This is a genomic window from Planktothrix mougeotii LEGE 06226, assembly GCF_015207485.1.
In the GTDB taxonomy this organism is placed as follows: Bacteria; Cyanobacteriota; Cyanobacteriia; order Cyanobacteriales; family Microcoleaceae; genus Planktothrix.
In genome coordinates, this window is sequence record NZ_JADEWU010000023.1 from 18,238 (window position 1) to 42,134 (window position 23,897).

Here is a 23,897-nt window from a genome sequence, read left to right on the forward strand (position 1 = left end):
CTCTGGCTCAACTGGATGCAGTATTAAACCAGTTGATCGCTTGAGTTAGCTCAATTTCATCAACAGGTTGAGATTGCTGTTGAAGTAAGAAACGTTGGGCAGAGCGATTTGTCGTAAAACTACGTTGAGGATAGATAATCTGTCCTTTGTTTTCATGACTAACTTCGATGATAGCACCAAGTTCATGAACAACTCCTTTATAATATCGAATTGCAAAATCTAGTTGAACTTTTTGTTTATAGAGTTCAACTAAAATTTGTGGCTCTATAACATACACCAGTTCTTTTAAATACCATCTTGCCCCTAAACCGGGTGCCCAGAAATCGGGAAACCAAACACAAAGGTGCATATAATTATCTTCTTGATAGTAAGTCGTATGCCCGTAAATAAATGCTGAGTTATGCCAAAGATAAGGAGTCCAAAACTCTAGTCGAGCACCTTCTACACAAACTCGACTCACTTCTTTAAATAAATGAACAGGTGATTCAGTTAGATGCTCTAAACAATGAGCCGAGTAAACATAATCAACACTGCGGTCTGGAAACGGTAATTTATCCGTTTGTAAGTTAAGAACATGATCAACAACCCCAGGAATTTCGCAGTAGTCTAAACCAATCGTTCCTGGTTTTTTATTTCCACCACAACCCAAGTCTAGTTTGAAATATTCAGATGAACTTGATTTTTGTTCTTGTAATGGAGTGGGAACAGCTTGTTCAACTTTATTTTCTTGATTTTTACTTTCTTCATTTTTATGGAGTTCCCAGTGTGCTTGTTCGAGTTCTGCTAAAACTTCATCTAACTGTGATTGTGAACGCTCTAACTCTTCTCTAGTCTGCTCTAATTCAGACTGAAGCGTTATTATATCCTGTGGGCTATTTGGTAATTTGGCTTGAGTCAAATCAGGGTGTTTTTCTAATACTAATTCTGACATTTCTTGTTCGATTTCAGTTTTCATTTCTGGTTTATCCTGCTCTGAAGATTGTTTTAAACTACGAATTACATTAACGATCTCATTATAGATGACTTTCCAATCACATTCATAGTTGAGCCAGCCTTCCCGTCGGTCTTGTATATCTACAATAGACTCAATGGGTACATAACTAGGTGCGATCGCATTATCACGAGCTTCTGCCCACATCTGAATTTGAGAATAGTGGGCGCGATCAGAGTGAGCAACACCGGGCTTATTGGCAATCCAGGTCACTAACGTTAATCCCGATCCAATGATAGAAATATAAGTATCTATGGCAAATGCCCATACTAAAGTTTCTTGTATAGAACAGTTTAAGCCATCATATATTTTGACTGTTGATGGAACTTGCTGGATGATTTTCTCCATAGTATCTTTTTCTGTGGGGAAACCATCAAAAATAATGGCTAGGTTTGGATATTCTTTAGACAATTCAGAAATAATATTGGCATAGCCCTCTACCTGAGAAATCCAAGATTTATTATGACCGCGAAGATTGATCCAGATTAAAGGAAAACGTGTTTTAGCTTCTTCAATTTGTTGCAAAAAAGCTTCATTACAATTTTTGATAGCTGCGTTGTATATCCGTTTAATTAAACTTTCCTGAATAGAAAAATCGGTTAATCGAACAGCAAAAAGATTGTTTTTCAGGATAATTTGAAAAAAATCTTGTTTATTCTCGACTTTATGAATTTTATCTGGAGAAATTTCAGGAAAGAGATCATGAAGGTCTAATCGACTATCTGATCCTGTTAGAAATTGATCAACTCGATCCAATATTTGATTATCATATAAATATTGAATCGCTGTTAATTCATTCCAGAAATAGTGACCTAAATTAGCAATCACTCCTGAAATCGAGGTGATTTTTTTGTTTTTATTCTCTAAGGAAATATAAGATTTTACATCTTGCCAATTACTGACTAAATTAGCTTTAAATTTATTGAGATATTCCTCATGTTTTAACCACATTCCCCACTCGTTTGAGATCAAAACCAAGAGTTCTATTTTGGGAAAATAAACAGCGATTTTTCCTCCACTCCAAGCACCGACAACTAAATAAAATACTTCTCTTCCTTGGAATCGATAGAAACATAAAGGAACAACTCCATTGTCTTGAATATAGAAGGATTGATTGCTTTTGAGAACCTCACCTGTAAAAGGACAAACCGTATAAATATATCCGGTTTCAATAATACTTTGTTGGAAATGTTTAGGGTTAAGAAGCTCCCAAGTGAACCCAGACTTTTTGTTAACTAATTTACTTAATCTTTGATTTTTATTTTTACTATCAATATTAATATAGATTTCTTCTAAACTAATATTTTCCTGCTGAATCAGTTTTAAATTGGATAAAGAAATTTGAGAATGCTCAAGAAAAGCTTTGTTTTCCTCATCCAAGGCATTGACATTAATTATGGTATACGAGTTGGTTTTTTGTCTAAAGTATTGATCAGCTTTTTCTAGGCTAATTTCTCGACTTTCCTCAAAATTATCACTTAAACTACCACAAATATTGATATTTTTCCAGATTTTATCGTAGATCTCTGTTTTTTGGAATGTTGGGTTAGCTTTTTGAAACACAGCTACAGCTTCTTGAATTTTACCTTGCTCTGCTAGAAGCAGGGCTAGACTTTCATAAGCACTAGATTGAGTAGGGACTCGTTTAATCAATTGATGATAGCAGCTAATTGCTTTTTCTATTTCTCCTTTTTGCTGAAAAATTTCCCCTAAATTTGAGTAAGCATTAACCCATTCAGCATCTGTCAAAAAAACTTGATAATTTGCTAAAAAATCTTCTATTTTTAGATCTAATGAATCCGATTCAATACATTTTGTATAGGCGATATAGGCTTTATCAGTTTTATTTTTTAACACAAAAAAAGTCGCTAGATCAAAATAATAATTTAAAGCCGTATCTAAGCTGTTTTGAGGCGAATAAACTAAAGTCAGATTGATCGATTTAACCAAAAAAGATGTACCAAACGAAAAAAAGCGAAACTCTGTCCTTTCACCATTAACAAAATCTAAATAAAAATCTAACTGATTCTGTCCTATAGCAACTTCAGTTTCATAAATAATGGAAGGAAAAGGGGCAGCAATATCAAATTTGAAGCCTTTTTGCTCATTAGAGACATCGGTTTGCTCAGAATTAAAACCGGGGAAATCAAACTGGACTTGAACTCGATAAAATCCATCAGGAATATCAATATAAGGGCCGTAAAATACAAAATTTTGATTTCCAGCTAAACTAATAACAAAACCTTCTGAGGTTTCTATTGTTTTTGGATCAGGAAGAATATTTAATTGTTTAGCAGGAATATGAATCGTGTTTAATTCAGGTAACTGTCCTAGAAAACTCGGTTGAGTCAAGTTAGGGTTGAGCATGAGTGCTCGACGGTAACTCCCAATTGATTCTGCTAATTTTCCCTGTTCAAAGGAAGATTGACTTAATTTATAGTAATCTTCCCAGGTCTTCAGTTCATTCATTTTCAGACTTTCACTCATAATTCAACTTGATTGTATGTTGCTCTATAATTAATGAAGCTTGATGTTATTAGGAATATTGGTTATTCCTCACCCCATATACTTACTAATTTCTTGACTCCACAATTGGCAAAGTTTAAGGTCAATTTCAGATAAAAATTTATGCTGGTAAAGATGGGTGTAAAGTTCTATCATTAGTTCACTGGCTTGGCTAGATTTAGATGAAAAACTGTCTAAAAGACTAATAAAAATTTTAACTTCTGTATACAAAGGAACTTCCGCTTCAAAATCTTTTAAAAGATTATGTTCATTTCTGAGTTGGTAAACAGAAGGAGATAAGAAAAGTACAGAAGAATTCATGCACCATAACAACCGTTGAGCTATATAACTCCGCCAGATATCGGTTACACGACTATGGACTCCAATGGGGAGTAACATCAGAGGAAATGCAGGTTTGTAGAATAAAGTATTTTGAGTGTTGAAGGGACTATAACAACCTACTCCCAACGCTAACTTTTTGCCAGAATCAAAGATAATTTCTGCTTCGGATGCTGTTAATCGATAGATGGCATCCACATCAGGATCTAAATCAGCTAACCCTTGCTGAACATAACAAGTTACTTCTTTTTCGTCTGTTAGGGTTTGATCAATTTTATTTTTAATTGCATCCAGGGGTAAGCCGCGAGGCCATATTTTTTCAGAGGTAAAGTATGAATAAACGTTATAAACTCCCCGTGCTTCCATGATCGGCGTTTTGACTTGACTGGGTAAAAAATTAGGATACCGATCCAGATAAGGAATATTATCATCATCGGATTCAGCAATGATCTCTGCGCCTTTTTTTAAGGCATATAGGTATCCTAATGTTTTTCGAGCGTAATGATTGGCAGGAATCAGAGATGCAATTTCTCCAAATTCGTCATATTGCCGATCAATACTTAAATACTCTGCTCCAGGCAATTCAAAGGTGGATGGTGTTTTTTTATCTCCAACAATAATAATATTCCAGCCTAAATCTAAAAGAATATCTCGATATTTGAAGAGCGCATCTGTTGGGTCGTTAATCGTTGTTAAAACAAAAGCTTTGATCATTATTTTTCTGGTTTTTACTCGGCTAGACTTGACTTGTTCCAGATCGGATCAGATGCTGGTCTGTTTTGAGTTTCTCAAATTAATATTACATAATTGAGGAGTCATAAAACAGTTATTTAAAGAAGCCATTTATTGCTTATGCTATAATAATATTGAGTGGCAGAATTGACAAGACATGAACACAAATTTCCAACTCACTTCTCTACAAGACGCAAATTCTTGTTTTAAGCAAGCAAATCAGTACCAGCAGCACCGTCAATTCGATCAAGCCGTGGTTGCTTACCGTCATGCTATCACTGAAAAACCCAACTTTTCCTGGTATCACCACAACTTAGGGGAAACCTTGGCTCAACTGGGTCAGGTTGAGGAAGCGATCGCAAGTTACCAAAAAGCCTGCGAACTGAATCCCAACTCGGCTTGGTCTTACTATAACTTGGCAGAACTCCTAGAGCAACAGGGGAAAATCCCCGAAGCAACGGATGCCTACCGCCGCGCTGTGGAACTCAATCCTGATTTTTATGAGTTTCAGCAAAGCCTGGGAAAATTGCTCTGCCAACAAGGACATTTTTCAGAAGCCATCAGTTCCCTACAAACCGCACTTGAACTGGAACCCGATGCAACCTCCTGTTATCACTATTTATGGGAAGCCTTTGCTCGTCAAGGACGGGGAAGCGAAGGCATTGCTTATTTGCGGAAAGCCCTTGAAGTCAGTCCCCACAACTGGGAACTTTATCAACAGTTGGGAGAAGCGTTAGAAGCTCTAAACCAAATTGAGGAAGCCGTTGAGTCTTATCAACAGGTGATTAAACTAAACCCCAAATCATCCTGGACTCATTATAAGTTAGGCTTGATGATCAGAAATCAAGGCAAAATGCAAGAGGCGATTACCGATTTCCGTAAAGCCACAGAAATTGACCCTCAATTCGCCATTTATTATCATTTTCTCGGACATACCTTATCCCTAACCCACCAATGGGAAGAGGCAATTACCTCCTATCATCAAGCATTGGAACTGGCTCCTGATGCCGCGATTATTTACCAACATTTGGGGGATGCTTTAGCGACCTTACAACGGTGGCCACAGGCGGTTACTGCCTATCACCATTCCGTTGAACTTGATCCAAATTCCTTGGAAGCTCAAGATCATTTAGGGTTTGCCCTGGCTCAACTGCAACGTTGGGATGAAGCCATTACTGCTTACCGTCGCGCCTTAAATATCAGCGAATCTGATGTTGTTTACCAACATTTGGGGGAAGCGTTGCAAAATCGTTCCCCCTTACAACCTCTTCCCCAAGCTGCTCAAGCGGACTTAGAAGCAGCAGCCCAATGTTACCGCCGAGTCCTTGAATTAAATCCGAACTGGGTATCTACCTACCAGTTACTGGGGGATGTTTTAACTCAACTGGGGAAAACGGAAGAAGCCGAACTTTGTTACCATCGCGTCTAGGAGCCGTAAAACCCGGACTTCAGCCTTAATGTGCCGCCTGGGTAGAGACGTTTCATGAAACGTCTCTACGGGAGCAGTCTGAGCTTAATTTAAGTTAGGATTTTCTGCCCCACTCAGAGCTATTGGTTCAGACTCAGGATGTTCTGGGGTGGATAGATAAGGTTTAATTAAAGGTAATGGCATTGGTTTTTTGACCATCATTTGGCCCATTAACTGTTGCCATTCCTCAGAATCGGTTAAGCTTTGGGAATCTAGTTCAAAGCCTTGGGCTAAGGATAATTTAGAAAAGGTTTCTAACCAAGTCAAAATTGTTTCACTTGGAGAGGTTTTAGTTAATTTCAACGCTTGCTGAAGATGCTGTTTCATTAAAGGTAATTTACCATTTCGGTAAGCATTCCAAGCATCCCAAATTAATAGGTTGTAGTTGATTTCGCTTTCTGGTTTGGGATCTTCAGCCATTGTTTGCTCTAGGCGTTGCCGTTCCTGCATTTGTTCTAATTGAGCTTGGGATTGAGCTAATTCAACTTGCAGTTCGTGTAGTTGAGCTTGCGATCGCTTCAATTCAGTTTGTAGTTGATGAATTTGAGCTTGTTTTTGTTTGAAGTCTCGTTTAGTTTGCTCGTATTGTGACTGAGTTTGAGTCAATTCCGTTTGCACTATTTCTAATTGAGATACCGATTGTTCTAATTGAGAATGGTATAAATCCAACTCTCCTTGCACTTGATACAGTTGGGAATTTGAGCGTTTTAAATCCCGTTTTAGTTGTTTAACTTGATTAGTTGCTTGTTGCAAAGCTGCTTGTTCTTGGTGCAGTTGAGTTGTTTTTTCTTCTAGTTCTTTTACGGTTTGATGCAGTTGAATTTGAAAGCGTTCTTCTCGCTTTTGGGTTTGTTGTAACTGCATCATTAATTGACTCAATAAAGCTTCAGCTTCATAAATCTTAACTTCAGATTCCCCAAGTTGAGTTTTATACCGTGTTAAATCGTCCTGAACTTGAGGCCAGTTTAGTTCATAATATTCTAATTCTTCTTGAGTTTGATGTAATTGGGATTGATACCGCATTACATCAAATTGAGCTTGACTCAGTTGAGTTTTAGCGGTTTCTAATTCAGTCCGAGTTTGGTTGAGTTGAGTATGAGACTGTTGTAAAACTGACTCGGTGCGTTGTAACTGGGTTTGAGATTTTTCTAAAACCGTTTCGGTTTCTGTTAGTTGAGCTTGAGATTTTTGGAAAGCTGTTTGGGTTTCTGTTAGTTGAGCTTGAGATTTTTCTAAAACCGTTTCGGTTTCATGTAATTGAGATTGAGATTTTTCTAAAACCGTTTCGGTTTCATGTAATTGAGATTGAGATTGATCTAATAAAGTTTCTGCCGTTTTTAATTGAGTTTTTGTTTGCTCTAACTCAGTTTTAATTAATTGAGCTTCTTGGACTTCAGCTTGTTGGTCTTGCAATTGAGCTTTTAAGGATTTATTTTCCTGTTCTAATCGACGCCCATTCGCCCAATCTTGAAAGGCCCAAGAGCGATACAGAGATGGTTTTAATAAGTCTTGCCAAGAAAAGTCTGGTGTTTGTTCAGGATGCCATGCTCTCCCTTCAAGTTCCTGATATAGTTCAATGGCTTCAGGAAAATAATAGTCAATTAAAGTCGGTTTCTGACTGTTTGAAGAAATCTCAGTTTTTAATAAAGAAGGCTCGTAAGCAGTGGGTGCTGGATAACTTAACTCAACGTTAAACTTTTGATTAATAGTATCAATATAGGCAGTTTGGTTTTGAATAATTGTGTATAAATTGGTTAGCAAACAACGATGTTGCTCTTGATTATAAAAATTCAGGATTTTTTGATTATAATGCTGCCAATATTTGATGGCTAATTCAGGCTGAGTTTGAAAGATTTCATCCTGTCGCCGATACAGGGAATCTGCAACTTCCCAAGGAGAACGAAAAATTAATAAAAATTTGGCTTCGGGTAACAGTTTTGCCCAAAATTCTAAAAATAGAGTAGTTCTAGGTTCTTTCCATCCCCAGACAGCACTTAAAGCATTTTGTTCGATGAGTTCTTTAGCTCGGTCAACAAATTCTTCTTTAATTTCCAAATTGTCCTGTAATGTCCAACCTGCACTACTGGCTCCTTGTGAGTCAAGAATATTCATGTGAAGGTGATAAAAGTCAATATTCTCAAAATGACCTTTTATATTAACGTGATCTGCACCTAATAAATTTCGGCCTATATGAACCCCTGCGCTCTGAAGAATAGATGCGGTTAAGGAAGTTCCTGAACGGTGCATTCCGGTGATAATGAAAGCAGTTTGTTCTGGGTTTTGCTTTTGCATAGATTTCCAATAAATTAAAGGGTGAGAGTTGAGGATTAAGGTTTACCAAATTTCATGAATATTATCGAGAATCTCTAAAAAAGCTTGACGCTCTTTAAGGAGATCATGTTCATGGGCGGTTTGTTTCCCATGGGTTAACATTTCCCCAATTTGAATTTGAGAATATTGTAAGGCTTGTTGGAGCGCATTCAATAAACTTTCTATGGTATACTCAGGACGTAAACAATTTCTACCTGAATGACAAAAGGAACGATTGCCAATACAATCTGGACAAATCACCAATGTCCCCACTGCCATCCCTTCTAAGGCCGGAAGGTAAAACCCTTCCCCTTCTGTTTGGTTGGGGAGAAACAAGGTGATTTTGGCACGGTTTAGCTTTTGTAGATATTCGGTTCTGGGAAGTTGTGTCGTCAGGAGTTCCACGTTCTTCCCTATTTTTTCTAATTCTATCTTTAAGGTTTGTCCCAATTCCGGTTCTTTTAAAGCAGCAATTAAAATTTTATCCTCTTTTTGATGCCAATCTATTCCTTGAGGAATTAAGTTCAGATCCAAGCCACAAGGAATAACAAATATTTCTCCATTCACTTGATCAGTGGCTTCTAAATACGTTTTGATCTCTGTGCTGACACAAATCCGAATCGCTTTATACTTGAGAAAAGGATAACGGGGATTATCAGGATAAGCGTGTCGAACGTGCTGAATTAAATTAATAATCGGAATGGGAGAATTGTTTTTATAGCGTTCATCGAGGAACTGCCAATCTAACCCTTCCATAAAAATTATATCAGAATATTCTAACGGTTGCGATAATATCAATTTTCGCTCTAAATTTAACCAAGGATTACTAGCATCCCAACTGCTTTGAGGCGTAAAATAAATCAAGGGAGAATAGCGTTGGGAAAATTGGACATGATTAAAATAATCCCAAACTTTTAAATGTCCCCCTGTGAACCCTCCATAATCTCGGTAAAATAAAAATGACTGACGTCCAGGTAGAGGCAGAGTTGAGGGAGACTGCCAAGTGTTCATTTTGACTTCAATTTCTTGTAGCCAAGATTGCGATCGCTCTAGCTGATATCTAATTTGTTGTAATTTGGAGGAATGAAATTGCATAAATTCCTGTACAATCCAAAACAGGTATTTTATTGTAATTCTTAACTTCCCTGAAGTCGCCCTCAACTCTTATTGAATCTTAAAATTAACCGAGAATACAGGCATGAGTGTTAGCTATTTTGAAACCGCCCATCAACCGTTACGGACAAGTCAGTTTGAACAGGCCATTGAAACCTATGAACAAGCGATACAGGAAAATCCGACATCCCCTTGGAGTTACTATAACTTAGGGGAAGCCCTCAACCAACAGGGAGATGTCCAAAAGGCGATGGCAGCTTACCAAAAAGCCATTGATCTCCAACCGAATTCCCCTTGGTTTTATGACCGCTTAGGCAGTGTGTTGACTCAGCAGGGTAATTATAGCGAAGCCATCACTTGTTTCCGCAAAGCCCTCGACCAAGATCCGAGCTTTCATGAATTTTACACGAATTTAGGCGTTGCCTTAACCCAACAAGGCAATTTTACAGAAGCGGTTACTCAATTTCAGAAGGCGTTAGAGCTTAAACCCAACAACGGGGAAACCTACTATTATTTAGCACAAGCTTTTGCTCAACAACATCAATGGCAAGATGCTCTTTCTGCCTATCATCAAGCGTTACAAATTAATCCTTATTGGCCGGAGTGTTATTTGGGTTTAGGTGTGATTCAAGAACAACTAGATCAAGCCGATGAAGCCGTGAGTAACTATCGTCGTGCTTGTCAACTGAATCCGAATTTAACCGAAGCTTATCAGCGATTGCAAGATATTTTAAACAGTCAAGAACAATGGCAAGAACTCATTAATCTTTGTCGTCGCCGTTGTCACGTTAATTCTAACTCGGCGGAAGCTCATTATGATTTAGGCTCGGCATTAGTTCAACAGCAAGAATGGGAAGAAGCAACAGTCGTTTTGCATCGCGCTTGTGAATTGAATCCTAATTTTGCAGATGCTTATCAACAGTTAGGAAAAGTGTTAGCTGCACAAAATCAATGGCAAGAAGCCGTAACAAGTTATCGTCGTTGTGTTGAACTGAATCCTGATTCTATTCAAAATCAACAAAGTTTAGCTCAAGCACTGGTTCAAGTTCATCATTTAGAAGAAGCGATTACCGTTTATCGTCAAGCTTGTGATTTAGGAACTGCCTCAGCCGAATTATATGAGCAATTAGCACAAGCTTTAGCCCAATTTTATCAATGGGAAGAAGGGATTTCTGCCTATCGTCAAGCCTTAGAACTGAATCCAGAAAATCAGAGCAGCATTGAGTTTGGGTTACAACAACTTTTAGGCAAACAACGCCAATTTGAAGAAGCGATCGCTCAATATCGTCGGAATCAAGAGTTTATTCCTGATTCCTTTGAATCTTATCAAAATTTAGGACAATCTCTCCGACAACAAGGCAACATTGAAAATGCGTTAGTCGCTTTACGTCGCGCTTGTGTTCTTAACCCTGGATCTCCCGTTGCTTATCATCTTTTAGGTCATACCTTTGCGATGTTGCAAAAGTGGGATGAAGCGATTAGTTGTTATCGTCGCGCTTGTGAGATTTATGACCAATCACCGGATATTCATTTACACTGGGCAGAAGCCTTAGAACAAAAAGGAAATTATCAAGATTCCCTTGCTTATTTCCAAAAAGCCATTAATCTCAGACCGGATTTTGATCTCGCTTATGAAGGGATTAGCCGTGTAATTTCAAAAAAAAAACAACGTTAATTTAGATCCCCTCTCCCGATATCGAGAGATGTTACAAAATAGTCCCAATAATCCTGAGATTTATCAGGAGTTGGGACAACAATTACATCGTCAAGGCTATTTGAAAGAAGCGATTGATTGTTATCAAAAAGGGATAGAACAACAAGGAGAACCGATTCATTTATGGTTTTATCGGAATTTGGGAGAAGCATTAATCAGTAGAGACGCGCCATGGCGCGTCTGTACCAGTCATCATTGAAGGGAGACTCTGGGACAATTTTTTTCGTCTTCCTATTCCTAGGGATTATTGATAAGAATATATTATAATTAATTCATGATCCTTTTAAATTTTAAAATTAAGAGACTCCAACCGGATTTTTTATTGAAAATTATTTTCAAATAGTTGACGAAATCATGGGGGTTGTGGTAAGCTTGAAAAAACACTACCCAAGGGGTTAGTCTGTCTATTTGTAAAAATGACGGCTAGAAGGCTATAACTTCGTTCAAGATTAAGCAAAATTTACAATATTCCGGCTCGATTCTCAATTCCCGATGCACGAGTTTTTGTAACGGAAGATTAAGACAAAATTCGAGACTTGACAAAAACATGATTTTATGCGTTAACCCTGAAAGGTTGGGTCTGCTGAAAATAGCGGTGATAACAATGAATGAATTTTGCCTTTTGGGGTTCATCAGAAATTAAACTGGCTAACCATTGGAAAGTTTGAGTATAAGCTAGAGACTCCAGAGGACGCATCCAAGGTTTAACGGTGGGACGGGAAAAATAGCTTTGTAGCAGTTGTTCTGACTCGGCTGCCATTTGATGAATCCTTTCAACCGTTAACGGTTTAGGTTCCAAACTGCAAATTGTCGGTTGTTCCAAACAAACCGCCGCAGCCCCCCGTGAGGATAAATTCAGCAATAAATCAAGGGTAGCAGCTTGTTCAGACAGTTGGGGATTAAAGCCACCATAACGCTGTACCCAACTGCGCCGAAATAAAATCGTGCTAGTGCGGATAAATTGCCACAGCGTCGGTAACATCCAGCCATGAACGCCGTGCAAGCCTTCTCGTCCTTGTAATACTGACCCAAAGGCAAGGAGGTTGATGTTGTGATCTCGAAAACTAGACGGGGTTTTCCAAGAACTGAAAACCATTTCTAAAGACCCTGCTTTCTGTTCAAAGCAAGCCACTTGTTGAGCGAGTTTGTTGGGTAAAAACACTTCTGGAGGATGCAAAAATGTGATAAATTCCCCTTCCGCAACTTCCAAACCCTGATTATAAGTGGCTACAATTCCTGAAGAAGGTTGATGGATATAGCGAATTAAGGGATATTCTCTGGTTAATAGCGATCGCATTTCCCCTATAGAATTATTATCATCAACAACAATAATTTCAAAGTCTGTAAAAGTTTGTTGGTAAACACTATCAATGGTGGCGGGTAGAGACGCGCCATGGCGCGTCTCTACACAGGTGGTGGGAATAATCACACTCACTTTAGGACTAAGGTTAGAAGAAAGGGGAGTCAGGTAAATTGTCGCATCAGCACTATTTCCCGCAAAATGATTTTGAAGAAAAACTTGATTGTGTTGCGCTTCGGTTCCTTGAAACGCTTCTAAACGATGTCCAGGTAGATGATGATAGTCATGATTTTGATGAATTGCAGTAATTATCTGGCTGGCATTAATCACCGGAATATTCTGTTTGAGTCCTTCCCCCACCATCCAGTTATCCCAACCTGCTCGTCCAATGGCAAATTCTGGAAGTTGGGAAAATAAAGGTTTAGGGAAAACGAAATAATCTAATGCGCCTACACCACTGAAAGTTCCAGCTTGATGAAGGCGATCGCGTAAATTTTGTTCCCAATTAGGATTATTATAATCGATGGAATCAGTAATATCCAAATTCCAACGTCTTCCTAATATTAAAAATTGCGGGTATTGGCTGACAACTTGTTGAACCGTTGGTATGAAATCCCTCGTTAAAATAATATCCGAATTAACATAAGTCAAAATTCGGTGAGTGGCTTGTTGGGAAGCTTGGAAAAAAATACTATTTAATAGAGGCGTTCCTTGAGCATTAACGTTGATGTCAGGAATATAACGTAAACCGAACTCTTTAGCCGTTTCTTGAGTTCCCTGATCAGTTCCCAATAAGATAATCTCCGGTTGCGGTTGCAACTTTGTCCAACTTTGAATAGCATTCCGTTGAATTATCCGAATCTGACCTCGAAACGGTTTAGGGACTGCAAAAATCGTGATTGTTAACGTGGGTTGAATATTAGGATAAATTGATAAAGGGGTAGCTGTCACAATTGCTCCTGATTAATCTTCAAGGGTTTCTGCGAGAACTCTTGCCAATAGTTTAACCATTGCTGCATTATCGGATTTTGATTTTTTAGCAACAGTTGGTTCTGGTTGTTGTTGAGCTTGAGTTAAGAGCATTTTAGTTTGTTCGAGTTCGGTTTGCAGTTTAGTGAGTTCTTCTTTCTGTTGATGGCACTGAGCAACATATTGTTCTAACTCAACCTGAACTTCATCGAGTTGAAATTGAGTTAACTCTAATTCTTCTCGAACTTCATGCCGTTCTGAACGAGACTGATCAGATTCTTTTCGGGTTTGTTCGAGTTGAGATTGAGATTGTTTAAGTTCCGTTTGAGATTGTTTGAGTTGAGTTTGTAATTGTTCCTGTTGAGACTGAGATTGTTTGAGGTCAGTTTGTAATTGTTCGAGTTGAGATTGAGATTGTTTAAGTTCCGTTTGAGATTGTTTGAGTTGAGTTTGTAATTGTTCCTGTTGAGACTGAGATTGTTTGAGGTCGGTTTGAGATTGTTTGAGTTGAGTTTGTAATTGTTGGTGTTGAGACTGAGATTGTTTGAGTTCGGTTTGGGTTTGTTGGAGTTGAGTTTGTAATTGTTGGTGTTGAGACTGAGATTGTTTGAGGTCGGTTTGGGTTTGTTGGAGTTGAGTTTGTAATTGTTCGAGTTGAGATTGAGATTGTTTGAGGTCAGTTTGAGATTGTTGGAGTTGAGATTGAGATTGTTTGAGGTCGGTTTGGGTTTGTTGGAGTTGAGTTTGTAATTGTTCCTGTTGGGTTTGAGATTGTTTGAGGTCGGTTTGAGACTGTTCTAACTCGACTAACATTTGATCCCGTTGGGATTGTAACTCAGTTAAATTTTCTGTACTCTGTTGTAGTTGAACTTGAGTCTGCTCCAACGTGACCAAAACCTCTTGGTACTGGGACTGTAAAGTTTCTAGCTGTTCTTGGGTTTCCTGAAGAAGTTGAGAGGTTTGGGATAAAGGTTTAACCGGATGAACAACGTCCTCAGTCTCAACGGTTTGACAGACATAGAAGGCTTCTCCCCAAGCGGGATGGTAGGGACTGACTTCTGCTACCCGTTGAAATTGATAATCAGCAAGGAACTGATCAACTTGTTCTGCTAATGCACCCCCTTCAAACAGTTCTTGATAATGAACGGTGGTATAAATAGCATCCAGGGTATTGAGAAGTTGGTTAGCACCTTCTAAGGCCAAAAGTTCAGCGCCTTGGATATCAAGAATCAGGATATTAAAGTCAACGGGAGACAGATGTAGTTCTTCGAGAAGACTATCCAAAGTATGGGAGGGGAGGGTGAGTTGTTGAGTTTCTTTGATATTTGGGTAAATTTCGCTGTACTGTTTCCAGGGTAAAATGGAACTGCTAGACTCAAGAGAAGTCAGATGTAGAGTTACAGTGTCGTTGTGGTTACTAACGGCAGCTTGAACAACTTGAATATTGGGACTATCGGCAAAATTAGCTTGCAGTCGTTCAACCGTTTTGGGGTTGGCATCGATGATCAGGGTTTTAACCGTGTCGGGAAGGTTAAGCCGTTTAAGGGTTTTACCATCGGAAGCACCAATAAAAATAATCCCGCGTGGGGCTATGCTGTGTTGTTGGCAAAGGTTGGAGAAGTCGAGTTTCATGGAGGGGCGCTTGGAGTTGAAAGCTTTCGAGTTTTATCATAAATCTCGGTTTGAAGACTCCCGCCGAGCGCGCAGCTTGGCGGAGAGATGAAAAACCGAGCAATAAAAACAGCGAAGCACGACATATAAATCTTGACACAAAAAAGGAAACTTGTGCTAACCTAGATTTAGGTCGATAGCGGTGACATAAATGCTTGTTTTAGAATTTAAAGTTAGAGCTAAAAAACATCAGTACGACGCAATAGATGAAGCAATTCGGACTGCCCAATTCATCCAAAATAAATGTTTAAGATATTGGATGGATAATAAAGGGGTAGGACGATATGACCTGAATAAATATTGTCGAGTATTACCTCATGAGTTTAAATTTGCAGTAGAGACGTAGCATGCTACGTCTCTACGCGAGACAGTCGAGTGCAGAGAGAGCCTGGTCAGCCATCGCCCGATTTTACGACAATTGCAAAAAGAAAGTACCCGGCAAAAAAGGCTTCCCTAAATTCAAGAAAAATTGCCGTTCAGTTGAGTACAAACAATGTGGATGGAAATTAGACTGGGAAACCCGTAAAGCCATTACCTTTACTGGCAAAAAAGGGATTGGACGATTACGGTTAGTAGGAAGTTACGATTTGTATTTCTATCAAAGAGAACAAATTAAACGAGTTCGATAGAAACCATTAATAACTGCTTTTGTCCTTATCGTTAACTATCAATGTTATGAATTCTGAAACGGTTTCACAATACGAACAAGATTTTTATGGCTGGACACAGTGGCAAGTCAAAGCATTAGCAGAGAAACAAATATCAGAATTGGACTGGCAAAACTTACAAGAGGAAATACAAGCTTTGGGGAGACAGGAGTATCGAGAATTGGTAAGCCGTCTGAGTGTTTTGTTAGGTCATCTCCTCAAATGGGAATATCAGCCAGAAAACCGTTCTCGCAGTTGGTTTTTGACCATCAGGGAACAACGTCGCGCAATTAATCGCCATTTTCATCGTAATCCTAGCTTAAAGTCTCGCGTCGTTGATGCTTTAGAAGATGGCTTTGAGGCAGGAGTTGATCTAGCACTCCGAGACACAAACTTGCCCTTGAGAACTTTTCCAGCCCAATGTCCATACAAGTTTGAGGAAGTTATCGCAGATAGTTTTATCTGTGATACTCGTCAAGATTGGGAATAATTTCTGAAATATAGCGATCGCTATTTCTCATGCTTTGAAACCTCCTGATCTGTCGAAGGATCTCCCGCGTAAGTGTTAGAACTGTCCTACTTAGACAACGCTGCGATTAACTCAGTATGTACGGCTTGATGCTTGGGGTTGAGTTGAATAGCTTGCTGGAAATAGTTCAGGGCTTCTTCTATTTTTCCTTGTTCTGCAAATATTTCTGCAAGTTGACCGAATGGTAGGAAGGATTTCGGGTTTAATTCGATGGCTTTTTGATAACAGGTGGCCGCTTCAGAAAAGTTGCCTTGAGCAGCTAGGACTTCTCCCAGTTGGTTGTAAGCTGCGAGGTATTTGGGGTTGATTTCTGTGGATTTTCTCAAGAGAGTGATCGCCCCTTCCAAATCTCCCATTTCCATCATCGCACCACCCAAACCGCGATAGGGATAAGCTAAATTAGGTTTCAGCTCGATCGCTTTTTGATAAGCAATAATTGCCTCTTTGGCTTCCCCCGCCAAAACCAACGCTTCTCCCAACCAATGGTAAATATCAGCTTTCGAGGAGTCACATTCAATAGCTTTTTTATAAGTAGCGATCGCATCCAGTAGCCTGCCAGAGCGTTGCCAACTCTTACCCAACCCAAAATAAGCCCAAACCGATTTATCATCTAAGGCAATCGCCCGTTGATAATAAGCAGCAGCTTCATCAAACTTACTTTCCTTAAACAAAGAATCCCCCAAACGCCGATACTCCTCGGAATTATCAGAACTAATCTCTAGTTTAATCCTGGAATTTATACGCTTCCACGGTTCAGATTTATACGGATCTGGTTTTCCTAAAAACACACTTCTAGGGTCGCTTGCCGCGTAATTATCGTCCCACATCCTAATTTTTGACTTAATACTATCTCCCCTACCTGCCGACTCTATCTCAAACATCTTCTCCCCGTTTGCCACCAGCAAAGTTGTAAAACCCTTATGATAATTTCTGAGGTTTAGATGCTTAGTTTGATAATAAGAAATCAAATACTCATCCGTATCCAGTCCCTTGAGTACATTATTCCAGTGGGAAGTCGGAGCGCAGCGACAACAACTATTTGCTCTTCCCATTTGCTCTGGCGGTGAATTTGGATCGACATAAGCATTACCATCTGGCAGCTTTTGAGTCAGATGGCGATTATGTACCCTGCAACCAGTAAAAAGTCCATACTTCAAGTCGCCAACAGGAGAAGATTTGCCGTAATATTGCTTCATTGCCTCAATAACACTGACAATAAACCCAGAGTTATAGCCATGATCGTCCTCTATCATGCAAATATAATCAGGCCCGTAGAGTTCTTGCCCCAAAGACAAACACATATTGCGAGCGTGGGCCATCGACAAATTGTCAGACAAAATCAAAAAGAAATCATTATTCTGGTTAAGTTCCTGCAAATAAGCCCATTTTTCAGCTTGCCCATCGACGCTGGAATCGTGAACAATTAAGCGGGCATTATTGCGCTTAGTTTCCGCAATGATACTAGGTAAGGTTTTCTGGACTACTTCTAATCTCTCAAAGGTGGGAAAAATAGTTAAAAATTCTGCTTTATCCATTTTTAATCCTGGTAAGTGTCAATCTATTTTAGTCAATAAATTTTTTAATCGAATTTGTACTCAAATTTATCAATATCTTGTTTATATCTGCTTCTGACTACCTCAATTAAGTTGTCAGAGTAAAATTGTCTGTAATTTGGTGATGCGGGTAATTTCCCCAATTCACTAGGGTAAAAGTCTGATAAATTTTCACTCGAATCAGCAGCATTTTTGGGGCTAGTGCTTTTGTTTAACCACGGTAAATCTAGGGATATTTTCAGCTTGCTTTTTATAAATTGATAATCTTCTGCCAAGTTTTCAAATTTTCCAATAAAGTCAAAATTTACATTTCCTAAAAAGCAATTTTGAGGCTGCCAATGTTCGTTTAAGTCCTCATCCGGTGTTATCATCAAATAATCTTCTACAAACTGTTTAAATGTTATTGAATTATCATAATCTGGAGCTTGATTTTTGCGCTTATAAACTGCTCTAATAACATCTCTGACATAGTGGGCAGGAGGTTGACGCTTAACAAATTTATCTAAATAGGCAGAGACTAGGCGATGCCAAGGATTCCTAACAAATACAAATTTAAAATACTCGTCACCTTCTAGAATTTTGCAAGCCTCTGAGTAGTTGTAGTTTGATAGAGTAAAATACTTTTTTACATAGGCATGAAGTTGGTCTAGCGGCAGGCTCATAACTTCTTCTTTGTTAGCGGTTTCGCTTAATTCAACTGCCAACTTTCTAAAACTGGAACAGGCAACTTTAGGAATTGGACAATAAACAAAACGATAATTGCGATCGACTATAAAAGTTTTTTCAGGCCAATTCAGTCCTTTTTTAGCACCGCTACTTTTAGAGAATTTACCCTGAAGAGAGCGATAATTAGATACTGCTTCGTCTAGTTGACTAAATTCTGCCAGGATTCCCCAGATGTTGTTTTGAGCTACAGTGTAATCTGGCTTAAGATTAAGCGCCAAACGGTAATAAGCGATCGCTTCATTATCTTTTCCCAGCATTCTCAAAGCGTCGGCTAAACCACGATAAAACCATGCTTTTGGTTGAATATTGATCGCTTTTTGATAAGAGCTAACTGCTTCGGAAAAACGACCAACTTTTACGAAAACTTCGCCCAACCAATGATAAACCTCTGCATTACTGGGATTAATTTGGCTGGCGCGTTCATAAGCAGCGATCGCCTCCGAATATTCTTCTTGTCTTTGCAGCGCTTTTCCTAATCCGAAATAAGACCAAAACGAGCTAGGATTAATCTTTACAGCCTGACGATAATTTTCGACAGATTTTTGCCACTGTTGTTGTCTGGAGAAAACTTCCGCTATTTTATGGTAACTACCACTAGACTCGCGGTTAAGCTCAACCGCTTTTTGCCAACAACCCAAAGCAGCATCCAACTTACCTTGCTTCTCTAAAACTTCTCCTAATTGGTGGTATAAAAAATATTTTTTTGGTTTAATTTCAATTGCTTTTCCCAAGCTAGAAGCCGCTGTCGGTAATTCACCTTTTTTCAATAGCAAAGTTCCTAGCTGATAGTGAAACCAACTTCGATTAGGATTTAACTCAATTGCCTGGCGATAGCTATTAATGGCATCATCAAGACTACCAAGTTTTGCCAATGTTTCTCCCAAATTGCTGTAAGTCCATGCAGATTTTGTAGGAGTTTCTAAGATTTGATTGTAGGCAACAACAGCCTCCTCCAACTTCCCCTCCCGTTGCAACTTTCTCGCCCTTTGAAAAACGCTATTAGCTCCACTTTGAACTTCCGACATTAACCCAATCTCCTCTTTACGAAACAAAAACTGGCTCCATCCAGTCCCCAAATAATGTTAACCTAACAGCAAAAACTACACATAGACAAAAAACATGGTAAAATGCTCTCTGGTGATCCGATGTTACAACGAAGAACAACATATAGGACGTCTGCTGAGTGGTATCGGTGCACAAACTCTACAAGATTATGAAATCATCGTTGTAGACTCAGGTTCCACCGATGCCACCGTTGCGATCGCCTGCCGTTATCCTATCAAACTTTTGTCAATCCAGCCCCAGGAATTTTCCTTTGGTCGAGCGCTGAATCTGGGGTGTCAAGCTGCCACAGGGGATATCATTGTGATTGCCAGCGCCCACGTTTACCCGGTTTATCGGGACTGGCTCGAACAACTGTTAGTTCCCTTCCGTGACCCAAAAATCGGCTTAACTTACGGTAAACAACGGGGAAATCAACAAACGAAATATTCTGAACATCAAGTCTTTGCCAAATGGTTTCCCGATCAGTCTCACTGGTATCAAGACCATCCCTTCTGCAATAATGCTAACGCTGCCATTCGCCGTTCCCTGTGGCAACAACTGCCCTATAATGAAACCCTAACAGGTTTAGAAGATTTAGATTGGGCAAAACGGGTACTGGGACTTGGCTATCAACTCGCTTATGTGGCAGAAGCAGAAATTGTCCATGTTCATGAAGAAACCTTTAATAAAATCTATAACCGCTATCGTCGAGAAGCGATCGCTCTGAAACGTATTTTCCCCCAAGAACACTTTCATTTCATTGATTTTCTAAGACTGTTTACAGGTAATCTGTTGAGTGACTATTATCATGCTTGGCACGATCAACAATTCTGGGATAACATCAATGAAATTTTCAGCTTTCGCTTCATGCAATTCTGGGGAACTTATCAAGGATTTAGGCAACAAGGACGCCTCAGCAATCAACTCAAACAAAGGTTTTATTATCCCAATGAGTTGATCCGTTCCCAACTTGGCGAAACCGATAACAACGAAACCCATCGTGTGATTGACTACAGCAGTTTGCCCAAGGAGACAGAAGTTGCCCAACATCATTGATATCTCAGTTGCATTACACTCAGGAATTCCAGTATGGCCAGGAAGTCCAGGGTTTCGCTTGTTTCAAACGATGCGAATGGATGCCGGAGAAGTGGCTAACGTTTCCCAACTAGAAACAGATGTTCATATTGGCACCCATGTTGATGCTCCTTGGCATTTTGTTTCTGGAGGTAAAACCGTTGAACAGTTATCCTTAGAGGTATTAATTGGGACTGCTGTTGTTGCCCATTTACCCGAAATAAATGCGGTGACTCCTGAAGATTTAGAAGCGTTGGCACTTCCCCCCAATACTCAACGCCTGCTGCTACGAACCCGCAACTCCCAACTGTGGGCTAATCAAGTCTCGGAATTTCAAACGGATTTTGTTGCCTTAACAGCCGATGCTGCCCAATGGGTTGTCAATCAAGGGATTCAGTTAATTGGGGTTGATTACCTTTCCGTACAACGCTATTATGATAGTCCCTTAACCCATGAAATCCTCCTGGGTGCTGGGGTTGTGATTGTAGAAGGATTAAACTTAACGGATGTCACCCCTGGGTTGTATGATTTAGTGTGTTTACCGTTGAAACTGGTTGGGTCTGATGGCGCACCTGCCAGAGCCGTTTTACTTGAAAAAGATCATTAATTTCTGGGATTGATATCAATATGAGCTCCCCCAAAATCGTCGCCTTTGTGCCGATGCGACATAGCAGTGAACGAGTTCCTGGTAAAAACTATCGAGATTTTGCGGGTCAACCGTTATATCATTGTGTTGTTAGGAATCTGTTAGCTTGTCCTTTAATTTCTGAAGTAGTGATTGATACCGATAGTCCTAAGATTCAGGAGGATGCAGCCGTATATTTTCCCCAGGTTAAACTCTTAGAACGTCCCGAACATTTAAGAGCCGGAACAACACCGATGAATGATGTTCTGCTCAATAGTGTTCAACAAGTCGAGGCGGATTTTTATCTGCAAACCCACAGTACAAACCCTCTGTTAAAGGCAGAAACAATTACGGATGCCGTTGAAACGTTCTTAAACAATTATCCCATGTATGATTCTCTATTTGGGGTAACTCGCTTACAAACTCGTCTGTGGGATAGTTTGGCTAGGGCAGTTAATCATAATCCAGCGATTTTATTAAGAACCCAAGATTTACCCCCAATTTACGAAGAAAATTCTTGTCTATATATCTTCACTCGTGAGATTTTAGAATCTAAACATAATCGCATTGGAGAACGACCGTTTATGTTTGAAATTGAACGGTTACAAGCGGTGGATATTGATGAAGAATTAGATTTTAAAGTGGCTGAATTGTTGTATAAAGAAGTCAATCAAAAATAACCGGATATGAACTTAAAGGTTTTAATTACTTGTCCCCATTTACAAAAAACCATTGAACACTATCGTTCTTTTTTTGCAGAACGAAATATAGAGATTGTGGTTCCTGATATTGTGCAGCAAATGAGTGAAGCTGAACTGTTAGAAATTATTGCTCAATTTGATGGGGTCATTGCTGGGGATGATCCCTTTACCGCTAAAGTTTTGGAACAGGGAAAACGCCTTAAAATTGTTGCCAAATGGGGTATTGGTGTGGATGCCATTGACCGAGAGGCGGCAAAGGAATTAGGAATTGCGGTTAAGAATACACCGGATGTTTTTTCTGACGAAGTAGCGGATGTGGCATTGGGTTATATTATCCTATTAGCTAGACACCTGCATAAATTAGACCAATCTGTGCGTTCAGGAGGATGGCTACAACTTCCAGGGATGACGCTACGGGGTAAAACCTTGGGTGTTATTGGTGTGGGGAGTATTGGACGGGGAATTGTTAAGCGGGGTATGGCGGTGGGAATGTCAATTCTGGGTTATGATATTATGCCCATTTCTGATGCCGTTCAAGCTGAATTCGGGGTTCAGTCCGTTTCTTTTGAGGAGTTATTACAAGAATCGGATTTTATTGCCTTATCTTGTAATTTAACACCTGAAAATCATCACCTATTAAGTCATCCGCAATTTGAGTTAATGAAACCTGGGGTGCGTTTGGTGAATGTGGCACGGGGGCCATTAATTGATGAAACGGCGTTGGTTGCTGCCTTGGAATCTGGGAAAGTGGCGGGGGCTGCTTTGGATGTATTTGAAGTAGAACCGTTACCGATGAACAGTCCCTTACGTCAATTTGATCAATGTATTTTTGGAACTCATAATAGTTCCCATACCAAGGAAGCTGTATTTCGGGTGAATGAAATGGCGATTCAGAATTTATTACAGGGATTAGGAATTAAGGAGGAAATCAAAAAATGATTAATAATGTAATTCAGCTAATGGATATAGACATAAAAGTTTCACGGAGATTATGCTCAACTACAATCTCCTGAATTTAAAAAAACATTAAAAATAGGCTGGCTTCAAACGGATTTAATTTGTGTCAGCCTTAATTATCTCAAAAATTTCTTCTATATCATAGCAACAGAACTCGGATCAAAAATTTAAGATGAATAAATCATTTGTCGTCTTTACAGGATTTTTTGGATAGAACAGAGTTTTTTGATGAGTTAAATCATCCTTTAAATTGGAGGTTTTATATGTTTATCCAGACAGAAGAACAGAAAACTTCATTGACTTTAGAGGAGTTTCTGGACTGGTATCCTGATGGTTATGAGGGTCGATTTGAATTGCATAATGGAGTGGTTATTCAAATGCAGCCGACGGGAACTCACGAACAAGTTGCTGGTTTTCTGGCATCAAAATTATCGGTTTATATTGAGCGTCTGAACTTGCCTTTTTTTATTCCTAGACAGGGACTAATTAAAGCCATAGATTCGGAGAAATCGGCTTATATTCCTGATGTGATGGTTTTGGATTCTAAGGCACTAGAAAATGAGCCTTTATGGAAAAAGCGTTCAACGATTACTCAAGGTACGAGCATTAAATTAGTCATAGAAGTTGTTAATAAAAATTGGCAAGATGATGATTTAATGAAGCTCGGAGAATATGAGAAATTTGGAATTACCGAATATTGGATTATTGATTATTTGGGGTTAGGAGGTCGGCGTTATATTGGAGACCCGAAACAACCAACAATTTTGATTTATCATTGGGTTAATGGAGAATATAGGGTCAATTTATTTAGAGGTCAAGATTTCTTGCGATCGCCAACTTTCCCTGAATTCAACTTAATGGCAGAACAAATATTTGAAGTCGGGCAATAATTCCGCTCAGGTTAATGTTATCGTGGGGTATGAGTTAGA

17 protein-coding genes and 1 pseudogene are annotated in these 23,897 nt (G+C 39.2%); 10 read left to right on the plus strand and 8 right to left on the minus strand.

Features of this window, described 5'->3' with window-relative positions:
* Positions 1-7: 7 nt before the first annotated feature.
* On the minus strand, positions 8-3,478 hold the full coding sequence (locus tag IQ236_RS12070; protein WP_228041577.1) for a tetratricopeptide repeat protein: 3,471 nt from the start codon (positions 3,476-3,478) through the stop codon (positions 8-10).
* A gap of 69 nt (positions 3,479-3,547) precedes the next feature.
* Positions 3,548-4,549: an STELLO glycosyltransferase family protein gene (locus tag IQ236_RS12075; protein WP_193869481.1), complete on the minus strand. Its 1,002-nt coding sequence runs from the start codon at positions 4,547-4,549 to the stop codon at positions 3,548-3,550.
* Positions 4,550-4,724: 175 nt separating this feature from the next.
* Between IQ236_RS12075 and IQ236_RS12080 the strand changes: the two genes are divergently transcribed.
* Positions 4,725-5,996, plus strand: a complete 1,272-nt coding sequence (locus tag IQ236_RS12080; RefSeq protein ID WP_193869482.1) for a tetratricopeptide repeat protein — start codon at positions 4,725-4,727, stop codon at positions 5,994-5,996.
* Positions 5,997-6,080: 84 nt separating this feature from the next.
* Here the strand turns inward: IQ236_RS12080 and IQ236_RS12085 are convergent, their stop codons facing one another.
* Positions 6,081-8,327, minus strand: coding sequence for a sulfotransferase (locus tag IQ236_RS12085; protein ID WP_193869483.1), 2,247 nt, complete (start codon positions 8,325-8,327; stop codon positions 6,081-6,083).
* A 42-nt stretch (positions 8,328-8,369) separates the two neighbouring features.
* Entirely contained in the window at positions 8,370-9,440 is a 1,071-nt protein-coding gene (locus IQ236_RS12090) for a glycosyltransferase family protein (RefSeq protein WP_193869484.1), read from the minus strand.
* A 103-nt stretch (positions 9,441-9,543) separates the two neighbouring features.
* Here IQ236_RS12090 and IQ236_RS12095 point away from each other — a divergent pair, with 103 nt between their 5' ends.
* Both IQ236_RS12095 and IQ236_RS12100 read left to right on the plus strand, forming a co-directional pair.
* Positions 9,544-11,133, plus strand: coding sequence for a tetratricopeptide repeat protein (locus IQ236_RS12095; protein WP_193869485.1), 1,590 nt, complete (start codon positions 9,544-9,546; stop codon positions 11,131-11,133).
* 28 nt (positions 11,134-11,161) lie between these two features.
* Entirely contained in the window at positions 11,162-11,371 is a 210-nt protein-coding gene (locus IQ236_RS12100; protein WP_193869486.1) for a tetratricopeptide repeat protein, read from the plus strand.
* Positions 11,372-11,725: 354 nt separating this feature from the next.
* Here the strand turns inward: IQ236_RS12100 and IQ236_RS12105 are convergent, their stop codons facing one another.
* On the minus strand, positions 11,726-13,423 hold the full coding sequence (locus IQ236_RS12105) for a glycosyltransferase family 2 protein (RefSeq protein ID WP_193869487.1): 1,698 nt from the start codon (positions 13,421-13,423) through the stop codon (positions 11,726-11,728).
* 12 nt (positions 13,424-13,435) lie between these two features.
* A complete protein-coding gene (locus IQ236_RS12110) occupies positions 13,436-15,073 on the minus strand; it encodes an FkbM family methyltransferase (protein ID WP_193869488.1) in 1,638 nt (545 codons plus the stop codon).
* A 190-nt stretch (positions 15,074-15,263) separates the two neighbouring features.
* On the opposite strand from IQ236_RS12110, the pseudogene IQ236_RS12115 reads away from it, so the two are divergent.
* A pseudogene (locus tag IQ236_RS12115) lies at positions 15,264-15,738 on the plus strand (hypothetical protein); the annotation flags it as partial.
* 49 nt (positions 15,739-15,787) lie between these two features.
* Positions 15,788-16,249: a DUF29 domain-containing protein gene (locus IQ236_RS12120; protein WP_193869489.1), complete on the plus strand. Its 462-nt coding sequence runs from the start codon at positions 15,788-15,790 to the stop codon at positions 16,247-16,249.
* A gap of 86 nt (positions 16,250-16,335) precedes the next feature.
* On the opposite strand, the gene IQ236_RS12125 is transcribed toward IQ236_RS12120, so the two are convergent.
* Positions 16,336-17,823 carry a tetratricopeptide repeat protein gene (locus tag IQ236_RS12125; protein WP_193869490.1) on the minus strand — a complete coding sequence of 496 codons (1,488 nt, stop codon included), beginning with the start codon at positions 17,821-17,823 and terminating at the stop codon, positions 16,336-16,338.
* A 44-nt stretch (positions 17,824-17,867) separates the two neighbouring features.
* The gene (locus IQ236_RS12130) at positions 17,868-19,592 is read right to left on the minus strand and encodes a tetratricopeptide repeat protein (protein ID WP_193869491.1); all 1,725 of its coding nucleotides are present in this window, start codon (positions 19,590-19,592) and stop codon (positions 17,868-17,870) included.
* Positions 19,593-19,686: 94 nt separating this feature from the next.
* On the opposite strand from IQ236_RS12130, the gene IQ236_RS12135 reads away from it, so the two are divergent.
* From IQ236_RS12135 to IQ236_RS12155, 5 genes are all read left to right on the plus strand, one after another.
* Positions 19,687-20,667, plus strand: a complete 981-nt coding sequence (locus IQ236_RS12135) for a glycosyltransferase family 2 protein (RefSeq protein WP_193869492.1) — start codon at positions 19,687-19,689, stop codon at positions 20,665-20,667.
* Positions 20,651-21,292 carry a cyclase family protein gene (locus IQ236_RS12140; protein WP_193869493.1) on the plus strand — a complete coding sequence of 214 codons (642 nt, stop codon included), beginning with the start codon at positions 20,651-20,653 and terminating at the stop codon, positions 21,290-21,292. Before IQ236_RS12135 ends, IQ236_RS12140 begins: the two co-directional genes overlap by 17 nt.
* Before the next feature lie 20 nt (positions 21,293-21,312).
* Complete coding sequence (locus IQ236_RS12145; RefSeq protein WP_193869494.1) at positions 21,313-21,990, plus strand: acylneuraminate cytidylyltransferase family protein; 678 nt, start codon at positions 21,313-21,315, stop codon at positions 21,988-21,990.
* Positions 21,991-21,996: 6 nt separating this feature from the next.
* The gene (locus IQ236_RS12150; protein ID WP_193869495.1) at positions 21,997-22,950 is read left to right on the plus strand and encodes a phosphoglycerate dehydrogenase; all 954 of its coding nucleotides are present in this window, start codon (positions 21,997-21,999) and stop codon (positions 22,948-22,950) included.
* Positions 22,951-23,231: 281 nt separating this feature from the next.
* The gene (locus IQ236_RS12155; protein ID WP_193869496.1) at positions 23,232-23,858 is read left to right on the plus strand and encodes a Uma2 family endonuclease; all 627 of its coding nucleotides are present in this window, start codon (positions 23,232-23,234) and stop codon (positions 23,856-23,858) included.
* The last annotated feature ends 39 nt before the right edge of the window (positions 23,859-23,897 follow it).

What these genes read in the sequence shown, in the direction of transcription:
- IQ236_RS12090 (WP_193869484.1), bottom strand. Translation starts at nt 9,440, where the DNA reads ATGCAATTTCATTCCTCCAAATTACAACAAATTAGATATCAGCTAGAG.
- IQ236_RS12075 (WP_193869481.1), bottom strand. Translation starts at nt 4,549, where the DNA reads ATGATCAAAGCTTTTGTTTTAACAACGATTAACGACCCAACAGATGCG.
- IQ236_RS12070 (WP_228041577.1), bottom strand. Translation starts at nt 3,478, where the DNA reads ATGAGTGAAAGTCTGAAAATGAATGAACTGAAGACCTGGGAAGATTAC.
- IQ236_RS12130 (WP_193869491.1), bottom strand. Translation starts at nt 19,592, where the DNA reads ATGTCGGAAGTTCAAAGTGGAGCTAATAGCGTTTTTCAAAGGGCGAGA.
- IQ236_RS12150 (WP_193869495.1), top strand. Translation starts at nt 21,997, where the DNA reads ATGAACTTAAAGGTTTTAATTACTTGTCCCCATTTACAAAAAACCATT.
- IQ236_RS12080 (WP_193869482.1), top strand. Translation starts at nt 4,725, where the DNA reads ATGAACACAAATTTCCAACTCACTTCTCTACAAGACGCAAATTCTTGT.
- IQ236_RS12095 (WP_193869485.1), top strand. Translation starts at nt 9,544, where the DNA reads ATGAGTGTTAGCTATTTTGAAACCGCCCATCAACCGTTACGGACAAGT.
- IQ236_RS12145 (WP_193869494.1), top strand. Translation starts at nt 21,313, where the DNA reads ATGAGCTCCCCCAAAATCGTCGCCTTTGTGCCGATGCGACATAGCAGT.
- IQ236_RS12110 (WP_193869488.1), bottom strand. Translation starts at nt 15,073, where the DNA reads ATGAAACTCGACTTCTCCAACCTTTGCCAACAACACAGCATAGCCCCA.
- IQ236_RS12155 (WP_193869496.1), top strand. Translation starts at nt 23,232, where the DNA reads ATGTTTATCCAGACAGAAGAACAGAAAACTTCATTGACTTTAGAGGAG.
- IQ236_RS12085 (WP_193869483.1), bottom strand. Translation starts at nt 8,327, where the DNA reads ATGCAAAAGCAAAACCCAGAACAAACTGCTTTCATTATCACCGGAATG.
- IQ236_RS12100 (WP_193869486.1), top strand. Translation starts at nt 11,162, where the DNA reads ATGTTACAAAATAGTCCCAATAATCCTGAGATTTATCAGGAGTTGGGA.
- IQ236_RS12125 (WP_193869490.1), bottom strand. Translation starts at nt 17,823, where the DNA reads ATGGATAAAGCAGAATTTTTAACTATTTTTCCCACCTTTGAGAGATTA.
- IQ236_RS12135 (WP_193869492.1), top strand. Translation starts at nt 19,687, where the DNA reads ATGGTAAAATGCTCTCTGGTGATCCGATGTTACAACGAAGAACAACAT.
- IQ236_RS12120 (WP_193869489.1), top strand. Translation starts at nt 15,788, where the DNA reads ATGAATTCTGAAACGGTTTCACAATACGAACAAGATTTTTATGGCTGG.